The organism is Streptomyces sp. NPDC002044, from assembly GCF_040296725.1.
Lineage (GTDB): Bacteria > Actinomycetota > Actinomycetes > Streptomycetales > Streptomycetaceae > Streptomyces > Streptomyces antarcticus.
Genome location: NZ_JBEOXU010000206.1, coordinates 1 through 8,527 on the forward strand (window position 1 = coordinate 1; position 8,527 = coordinate 8,527).

Annotated in this window: 9 protein-coding genes; 7 read left to right on the forward strand and 2 right to left on the reverse strand. The window is 74.4% G+C overall.

Annotated elements, in window-relative coordinates:
* Positions 1-15 precede the first annotated feature (15 nt).
* A complete protein-coding gene (locus tag ABT106_RS29505) occupies positions 16-1,290 on the reverse strand; it encodes an MFS transporter (protein ID WP_351283422.1) in 1,275 nt (424 codons plus the stop codon).
* Between the two features lie 73 nt (positions 1,291-1,363).
* Here ABT106_RS29505 and ABT106_RS29510 point away from each other — a divergent pair, with 73 nt between their 5' ends.
* The 4 genes from ABT106_RS29510 to ABT106_RS29525 all read left to right on the forward strand — a co-directional run bounded on the left by ABT106_RS29510 (position 1,364) and on the right by ABT106_RS29525 (position 5,110).
* A complete protein-coding gene (locus ABT106_RS29510; protein WP_351283425.1) occupies positions 1,364-2,389 on the forward strand; it encodes a GlxA family transcriptional regulator in 1,026 nt (341 codons plus the stop codon).
* Between the two features lie 340 nt (positions 2,390-2,729).
* Entirely contained in the window at positions 2,730-3,155 is a 426-nt protein-coding gene (locus tag ABT106_RS29515; protein ID WP_351283428.1) for an SAV_915 family protein, read from the forward strand.
* Positions 3,155-4,504, forward strand: a complete 1,350-nt coding sequence (gene lysA, locus ABT106_RS29520) for a diaminopimelate decarboxylase (protein ID WP_351283431.1) — start codon at positions 3,155-3,157, stop codon at positions 4,502-4,504. Before ABT106_RS29515 ends, lysA begins: the two co-directional genes overlap by 1 nt.
* Positions 4,505-4,558: 54 nt before the next feature.
* Entirely contained in the window at positions 4,559-5,110 is a 552-nt protein-coding gene (locus ABT106_RS29525; protein ID WP_351283434.1) for a GNAT family N-acetyltransferase, read from the forward strand.
* A gap of 34 nt (positions 5,111-5,144) precedes the next feature.
* Here the strand turns inward: ABT106_RS29525 and ABT106_RS29530 are convergent, their stop codons facing one another.
* Positions 5,145-5,942, reverse strand: a complete 798-nt coding sequence (locus ABT106_RS29530; protein WP_351283436.1) for a maleylpyruvate isomerase family mycothiol-dependent enzyme — start codon at positions 5,940-5,942, stop codon at positions 5,145-5,147.
* A gap of 258 nt (positions 5,943-6,200) precedes the next feature.
* Here ABT106_RS29530 and ABT106_RS29535 point away from each other — a divergent pair, with 258 nt between their 5' ends.
* The 3 genes from ABT106_RS29535 to ABT106_RS29545 all read left to right on the forward strand — a co-directional run.
* Entirely contained in the window at positions 6,201-6,836 is a 636-nt protein-coding gene (locus ABT106_RS29535; protein ID WP_351283439.1) for an ATP-binding cassette domain-containing protein, read from the forward strand.
* On the forward strand, positions 6,833-7,699 hold the full coding sequence (locus tag ABT106_RS29540; protein ID WP_351283442.1) for a metal ABC transporter permease: 867 nt from the start codon (positions 6,833-6,835) through the stop codon (positions 7,697-7,699). The genes ABT106_RS29535 and ABT106_RS29540 overlap by 4 nt, the downstream gene beginning before the upstream one ends.
* A partial coding sequence (locus ABT106_RS29545; RefSeq protein ID WP_351283444.1) for a metal ABC transporter solute-binding protein, Zn/Mn family occupies positions 7,657-8,527 on the forward strand: 871 nt, incomplete at its 3' end. The genes ABT106_RS29540 and ABT106_RS29545, both read left to right, overlap by 43 nt.

Consider the following 8,527-nt stretch of genomic DNA (forward strand, 5'->3'; position numbering starts at 1 on the left):
ATCCCGTTCACGTGCTCACTCATGTCCCGCCCCGTTCCGTGCCGACCGCTGTTTCGGTGTGGTTCCAGCATGGCGAGCGGAGCGGGGGAACTCAGCCATGAGCAGCCGTTCCGGGGAGGCCAGCGCGGTGGCCGGCCCCGCCAGCATCTGGCCGAGCGCGATCCCGGACACGGAGCCGGCCTGCTCGTAGGCGGTGACCCGGTTGAGCACCTCGGGCGGGGTGTGGGTCTGCACGCTGGTCGCCCACATCACCGACCAGAACGCCAGGGCGGCGCCGCCGAGGGCGTGGCCCGCCAGCAGCAGCGGCAGACCGGCGCCCAGCGCCACGCAGAGCGGCAGCACGGTGCACAGCACCATCGCCATCGCGCCGGCGGCCAGCGGCCGGGCCGGGCGCAGCCGCAGCGCCAGCAGGCCGCCGAGCACCGTTCCGACGCCGAGGAACGAGACCGCCAGGCCGTAGGCGTCCGGTCCGAGCCGGGCGCCGATCAGCGCCGAACTCAGCGGTACCAGGGGGCCGTAGAACAGTACGCCGTAGCCCATCCAGATGAGGATCACCGCCCACATCCAGGTGCGCGCGCGAAATTCCCGCCAGCCCTGGCGCAGGTCTCGGCGGAGTGAACCGCCGCTGCGGGCGGGAGAGCCGGATCCGGCCGGGGCGCCCGTCGGCCGGGCGGCCGGGGCGAGCCGGATCAGTGCCAGGCACAGGGCGCTGAGCAGGAAGGTGCCGGCGTCGATGGCGTACACGGTCCCGGCGTTGGTGAGCGTGATCAGCAGCCCCGCCAGGGCCGGGCCGGTCAGGTGGGCGAGGGCGTCGGCCGCCTTGAGCGTGGCGTTGGCCCGATGCGGATCGCGGGCGACCAGCGGGACCATCCCGTTGACACCCGGCAGGAACATGGCGACGGCGGCGCCGGCCAGTGCGGCCATGGTCACCAGCAGCCAGAACGGCGGCGGCCCGGCGAAGAACGCGGCGGCCAGCACCCCCTGGCTGAGCACCCGGACGAGGTCCGCGCCGACCATCATCCGGCGCGCGCCGAACCGGTCGGCGAAGACCCCGCCGAACAGGACCAGGAGGACGAACGTCCCGGTCCAGACACCGAGTACGGTGCCGACTCCGGAGATACCGTAGAGCGGGCCCACGGCGAGCGCGGCGGCCACCGGCATCATCGCGTCGCCGACCAGCGAGACCGCACGGGCGGTGAAGTAGAGCGTGAAGCGCCGGTCCCACAGTGGGGGCCGGGCGGCGGTCGGCGGATCGGCCTTGGCGGTGTCGGCGTGCGTCTGAGTGGTCATCACAGGACGATGCTGGACTGGACCAATCGGCCATCCCAGTGTCCGGAACGACATGATGGGGTACTTTCCCGCCATGACGCCTCGTTCGCTGCCGGAGCAGCGAGAACTGCCGGAGCCGCCGAAGCCGCCGGAGCCGCACCGGGTCGTGGCCCTGGTGAATCCCCCGCAGCCGGCCTTCCCGCTGGCCTGCGCGACCGAGGTGTTCGGCGACCACGGCCCGGCGGTCCCCGCCCGCTACGCCTTCGAGGTGTGCACCGAGCACCCCGGCCCGGTACGCGGTCAGGCGGGCTACGACCTGCTGGTCACGACGGGCCTGGACGCCCTGGAGCGCGCGGACACCGTACTGGTCCCCGGCTGGCGGCAGCCACCCGGCTCCGAGGTACCGGAGGCGGTGGTCGCGGCGGTCCGCCGGGCGCACGGGCGCGGCGCGCGGATCGTCGGCATCTGCTCCGGCGCCTTCGTGCTCGCCGCCGCCGGACTGCTGGACGGCCGGCGGGCCGCCACCCACTGGGCCCAGGCCGCCGAGCTGGCCACCCGGTTCCCGCGGGTCCGGGTCGACCCCGCGGTGCTGTACGTGGACCACGGCGACGTCGCCACCAGCGCCGGATCGGCGGCCGGCGTGGACCTCTGCCTGCACCTGGTGAGCGCCGACCAGGGCGCCGCCTACGCGATGCGGATCGCCCGGCAGCTGGTGATGCCGCCGCACCGCGAGGGCTGCCAGCTGCAGTACGCCGAACTGCCCACCTCCGGAGCGGTCCCCGACTCGCTGGCCCCGCTGCTGGAGTGGCTGTCCGGACGGCTGGACCGGCCGGTCAGCGTCGCCGAGATGGCCGGACGCGCGCAGGTCTCGGCCCGTACCCTGACCCGGCGCTTCTCCGAGCAGCTCGGCGTCAGTCCCGGGCGGTGGCTGCTGGACCGGCGGATCGCCGCCACCCGGGCGCTGCTGGAGGAGACGGACCTGCCGGTGGAAACCATCGCGCACCGGGTCGGCCTCTCCTCGGCCGTGAATCTCCGCCGGCGCTTCCACGAGGCCCTGCGCACCACGCCCGCCGCCTACCGGCGTGCCTTCCGCGCGGAGGGAGCCCGGCTCCGGAGCTGACCGGCGGTCCCACGGCGGGCTTCCGGACCGGCGGGCGACGCTGAACGGCGGCCCGGGCAGGGCCCGTTGCGGCGCGGCCGCCGAGAAAGGCCGGAAATCTTCGGCGGCCCGGCCACGGCGCCGCGTCGCCGCGCCCGGGTGCGCCGGACCGGGCCGGAGACGGTCCCGTCCGGCCCCGGACGTCAGTGATGCGTATGGACCCGGCCACCCGCCGTCAAGGTCCCGTTACCGAGTGGTCGGGGACGGCCCGGATCGGGGATAGCTTCGGGTGTCACGCCCCGGGCCGCCTCACCGCGCCCCGGGGCGGCAACCGCCGCTCGTGGTTCCCCTGGGAGGGCCCATGTGTTTGTTCCTGTACGACGACGACCCCGAGCCTGAAGAACGGGTCCCGGCCAGGCCCCTGTACGTGCCGGCCCGGCCGGGTGCGACGGGGGTCGTGGTCCGGCTGTTCCGCACCCCGCTCGGTGCTCGTACCGCTGTCGGCTTCACCGGTCCGGACCGGCTGGCCGCCACCCTCGGTGCGGATCAGACGTGGATCCGGCTCTCCGGGTCCGCGCTCCGTGCGCTGGCCGAGCCGCTCGGAGCGTCGCTCCTGACCGTCGATCCGACGTTCACCGCGCCCGCCGCCGCCCCGGTCCCCACCTCGGAACCCGCCGCCCCGGTCCCGGTCCCGGTACCGGTCCCGGAACCCGCCGGAGTGCCGGTCCCGAGCGCGGCCGAGCCCGTCACCGGGAGCGTGGACGCGCCCCTGGCCGGGACCCTCTGATGGGGGATCACGTGGTGACGGCCGCCGTTCCCGCCGGGCTGCCGGCCGGCGCCGACGACCTGTCCGTCTGGCCCGCGTCCACGACCCGGCTCCCCGACGGCGACCTGGCGGTCGGCGGGGTCTCGCTGTCCGAGCTGGCCGACCGCTTCGACACCCCGGCGTACGTGCTGGACGAGGCCGAGGTGCGCGGGCGCTGCCGCACCTACCGGGACGCCTTCCCCGACACGGACGTGCTGTACGCCGCGAAGGCGTTCCTCTCCCGCGCGATGGTGCGCTGGGTGCGGGAGGAGGGGCTCGGCCTCGACGTCTGCTCGGCGGGGGAACTGGAGCTGGCCGTCACCTCCGGGTTCCCGGCCGAACGCGTCGTACTGCACGGGAACGCCAAGTCCCCGCGCGACCTGGAGGCGGCGCTGCGGCTCGGCGTGGGAAGGATCGTCATCGACGGTCCGTCCGAGATCGCCCGCATAGCGGCCGCCGTCGGCCCGGGGGGCCGGCAGAAGGTGATGGTGCGGGTGGTGCCGGGCATCTCGGCCGGCGGCCACGACAAGATCCGTACCGGGACGGACGACCAGAAGTTCGGGCTGTCGCTCGCGGACGGCTCCGCGCAGCACGCGATAGCCCGGATCCTCGGTCAGCCCCGGCTCGAACTGACCGGTCTGCACTGCCACATAGGCTCGCAGATCACCGAGGTGAAGCCCTACCTGGTGGCCCTGCGCCGCATGGTGGGGCTGATGGCCCGGGTCCACGACGCGCACGGCGTCACGCTGCCCGAACTCGACCTGGGCGGCGGGCACGGCATCGCCTACCGGCCGGGCGAGCCCGTCCTCGACCTCACCGCCCTCGCCCGCCGGCTGCGCGCCGGACTGATCGAGAGCTGCGCCGCGGCGGGGCTGCCCGTACCCCGGCTCGCCGTCGAGCCGGGGCGGGCCGTCGCCGGTCCCGCGGGGGTCGCGCTGTACCGGGTGCTCGCCGTCAAGCGCACGGGCGAGAAGGTCTTCGTCGCCGTGGACGGCGGGATGAGCGACAACCCCCGGCCCGCGCTGTACGGGGTGCGGTACGCGCCCCGGCTGATCGGCCGCCGCTCGACGGCGGAGCCCCGCACGGCCACGGTCGTCGGCCGGCACTGCGAGGCGGGGGACATCCTCGCGGCCGACGCGGAGCTGCCCGGAGACGTCCGCCCGGGCGACCTGATCGCCGTACCGGTGGCGGGCGCGTACCAGCTGTCGATGGCCTCCGGCTACAACCTGGTGGGGCGCCCACCCGTCATCGCGGTCCACGAGGGCACGGCCACGACGCTGATGCGGCGCGAGACCCTGGACGACTTCCGCAGCCGCGACATCGGCGGCTAGTGCGGGGGGGGAATCGGTTTGCCGTCACCGAGGCCGGTCGGATAGGAAGTTCGCATGCTAAGGGGCGGCAAGGTCGGGCTCAGGGCCCGGCACGACGAGGACATCCCGATCCTGCGGGCCGAGCTCTACGACGACGTGGTCAACACCTCCCGGGCCGAAGGCCGGCCATGGCGGCCGATCACGCCCGGGTCACAGGACGCGCGGCTGGTGGTGGACGACAAGGAACAGGGGCACGTCCCGTTCTCGGTGGTGGAGTTGGACGGTGGCACGCTGGTCGGCACCGCGGTGCTGTGGGGCATCGACAACCACAACCGGTCCGCGCACCTCGGGCTGGGAATGCGGCCGTCCGCGCGCGGCAAGGGGTACGGCACCGACGTGGTCGCGGCGCTGTGTCACTACGGTTTCGTCGTGCGCGGCCTGCGGCGGCTGCAGATCGAGACGCTGTCGGACAACACCGCGATGCTGCGCTCCGCCGAGCGCAACGGTTTCGTCCGCGAGGGCGTCCTGCGCTCGTCGGCCTGGGTGATGGGCGAGTTCCTGGACGAGGTGCTGCTCGGCCTCCTCGTCGAGGACTGGAAGCCGGACCCGAAGGGCTGGGTGCGCTGATCACGGGCCGGACCGGACGGGACGGATCCGCCGCCTATCCCTCCGGTTCCCAGGCGCGGAGCAGGTCGATCAGCCCCGCGTCCGCTTCGATGCGCACGGAGCCGGCCGGGATGCGTTCGTAGCAGAAGAGGACCAGCTCACCGGCCGTGCCGTGGAGGGCGGCGCCGGCCGTGTCCGGTTCCCCGCCGGCCGTGGCACCGGGCGCGGGGATGCGCGTGGAGCGTGCTCCGTCGCCGTCGACCGTGAGGCGCCAGGAGCGTCCCTCGGCGGCGTGGAAGTCGAAGGTCGTGGGCTCGTGCGGCCAGGCACTCGGCGTTGCGCAGCAGGTGAACAGGAACTCCTCGACACCGTCGAGGGCGACCTCGGCCGGCAGCGGCTCCGGGGCGCCGACGGCGAGCTGGGCGTCGTAGGTGTGCACCGCGGTCTCCTGGACCCGGTGCCGGGCGACCCCGCCGGAGTTCCGCGGTGACTGCAGCGCGGACCACCACGTCCAGCAGTCGTTCCGCGGCCCCGCCTCGCGCAGGGCGCTCAGCAGCAGCCGCGTCGACTCGGCCAGCCAGGCCAGCAGGGCGTCACGCTCCCGCGGCGCTTCCAGCGCGGCGCGGGCGGCGGTGGCTTCGGCCGGCGGAGCGTCGGCGGGCCCGGCACCGACGACGGCGGCCCAGAAACGGTCTCCCCCGCCCAGGTGCTCCGCCAGATCGAACAGCGTCCACTCGGGGCAGGTCGGCACCCGTACGTCGGTACGGGGCGCGGCGGCGACGGCGGCGCGGAAGGCGGTCGACCGCTCGTCGATCAGGCGCAGCAGGTCGGGGAGCTCAAGTGTCTTGTGCACGACGGATGTCTATCACCTCGCTCCGGTCACCGGACAGCGATGTGCGTGGTCGCCGCGTCCGGCCGGCCGGCCGGGACTCCGGCCGGGACTCCGGACGGGTTCGGCACGGGTTCGGCACGGGTTCGGCACGGGTTCGGCAGGGATCCGGGACGGATCGCGGATCCGCGGGAACCCGGCGGGTCCGCCGCCCGACTACTGCGACGTGGGAGGGCGGACATCCGCCCGGCCCGCTGGCCGCGGAGGAACGAGGGGCGTGTGATGGGCGGGCTGGATGTGCGCATGCGGGAGGTGGCCTGCCGGCACGGCCGGGTGGAGGCCGTCGGGGACGTGGACCTGGAGATAGCCGCCGGGGAGCGGGTGGCGCTGACCGGAACCAACGGCTCGGGCAAGACCACCCTGCTCCGGGCGGTCCTCGGACTGCACCGGCAGGTCACGGGCTCGATCCTGGTCGGCGGCCGGAGCACCCGCACCCCCGCGGAATGGGCCTGGCGGCGCCGGGCCTGCGCCTGGATCCCGCAGAAGCCGGCCGCCGGCCGGTTCCCCCTGCTCGGCGCCGAGCTGCTGGCCAGCAGCGGCGCCGCGGCGGACGCGGCCGAGGCCGCGGACCGGCTCGGGGTGGGATCGCTGACCCGACGGCCCCTGCACACGCTGTCCGGCGGCCAGTTGCAGCGCATGTACCTGGCCCGGGCGATCGGGTGCGTGGCCGCCGGCGCGGAAGTGCTGCTGGCGGACGAGCCGACCGCCGCCCTCGACTTCGACGGGCAGTCGGAGGCCGCGGACGTCCTCACCGCCCTGCCGGTGACGCTGGTCGTCGTGACGCACGACCGTGCGATGGCCGCCCGCTGCGACCGGGTCCTGGAGATGGCCGCGGGCCGACTGCGGGAGGTCCGGTGACGCTCGCCACCGCCGACCTCGGCGAACTGCTCCGGCTGCTTCCCGTGCAGCGGGCCGGGATCGCCCTGCTGCTGGCCGCGATCGGACTGCCCGTCATCGGCGTGGTCATCGTCGGGCTCGACATCATGCCGGTCCGGTTCGCGATGATGCACGTCGCGCTGCTCGGCATCGCCGTGGGCCTGCTGACCGGGCTCGACCCGATGCTGTGCGCGCTGGTGGCGTGCGCCCTCGCCGGCGCCGGGGTCGCGCCGCTCGCCCGCAGCCCCGACGGGCTGTCGGGCGCGATGGGTCTGCTGATGAGCCTGGCCATCGCCGCGGCCCTCCTCCTGCTGGCCGTGTCGGGCGTCAACGCCTCCGGCGCGTTCGCGCTGCTCTGGGGGTCGATCCTGTCCGTGGGGACCCCCGACCTCGTGGTCCTGGGCCTGCTGGCCGTCCTCGTACCGGGCCTGTTCTGGTGGCGTCGGCGCGAGATCGGCCTGCTCCTGTACGACCGCGAGCTCGCCCAGTGCTCCGGCGTCCCGGTCCGGGCGCTGACCGCGGCGCTCCTGGTCCTGGTGGCCGTCGCGGTCGCCGGGGCGATCAAACTCACCGGGGCGCTGCTCGTCGACGCCCTGACCCTGCTTCCCGCACTCGCCGCGCGCCGCCTCGGCAGCTCGCTCAAGTCGATCACCCTCTGGGCCGTCGGCATCGGTGTGGCGGTCAATCTGACCGGCTTCCTGCTGGCCCTGTGGCTGGACTGGCCGCCCGGGCCGGTCCTCGTCCTGACGGCGGGGGCCGTGGTCCTCGCCGTCCATCTCGTCCCCGAACGGAGAATCAGCTCATGGCGCGCACCAGCGTCCGCATCTCTTCCCTCCTCGCACTGAGTGCGGCCCTCCTCCTGACCGCCGGCTGCGGTGGCGACACCGCTTCCGACGCCGCTTCCGGCACGGCGTCCGACACCCCCGCCGCGAGCGGCGGCGCGCCGAAGAAGGACAAGCCCGTGGTGGTCGTCACGACCACCTGGGAGGGTGCCTTCGCCAAGGCGGCGGGCGCCGAGGACGTCAAGGTGATCGTGCCGCAGTCCGTGCAGCACGCCCCCGACTACGATCCGAAGCCCTCGGACCTCGCCGCCGTCGCCAAGGCCGACTTCGTGCTGTACGCGCCCTTCGAGCCGTACGCCGCGAAGATCAAGGCGGCTGCGGGCTCCAAGGCGAAGCTGGTCGAGGTGAACCTCGACAACGATCCCGACAAGGTGAACGCCGAAGTCGCCAAGCTGGGCGCGCTCTTCGGCACCGCGGAGGCCGCCGCCCGGTGGAAGACCGGCTTCGACACCGAGTACGCGAAGCTGAACACGGAGCTGCGGGCAGCCTGGCCCGGCGGCAAGGCCCCGTCCGTCGTGACGCAGGTCTTCACGGCGTGGGCGGCGAAACTCGCGGGAGCCACCACCGTGGGGACGTTCGGGCCCGAGGCCGTGACCCCGGCGCGGCTCGCCGAGCTCTCGGCGAAGAAGCCCGCGCTCGTCCTGGACAACGCGCACATGTCGACGGGTACGGTCCTGCCCGACTCGGGCGCCCGGCAGCTGAAGATCGTCAACTATCCGGGGGACGACCTCGACCTGCTGCCCGTCTACCGCAACGCGGCGGCGGAGCTGAAGAAGGGCGCGGGCGGCGGCGGGCCGGTTGCGCGTGCCGGAACGGCAGCGGATGTTCCGT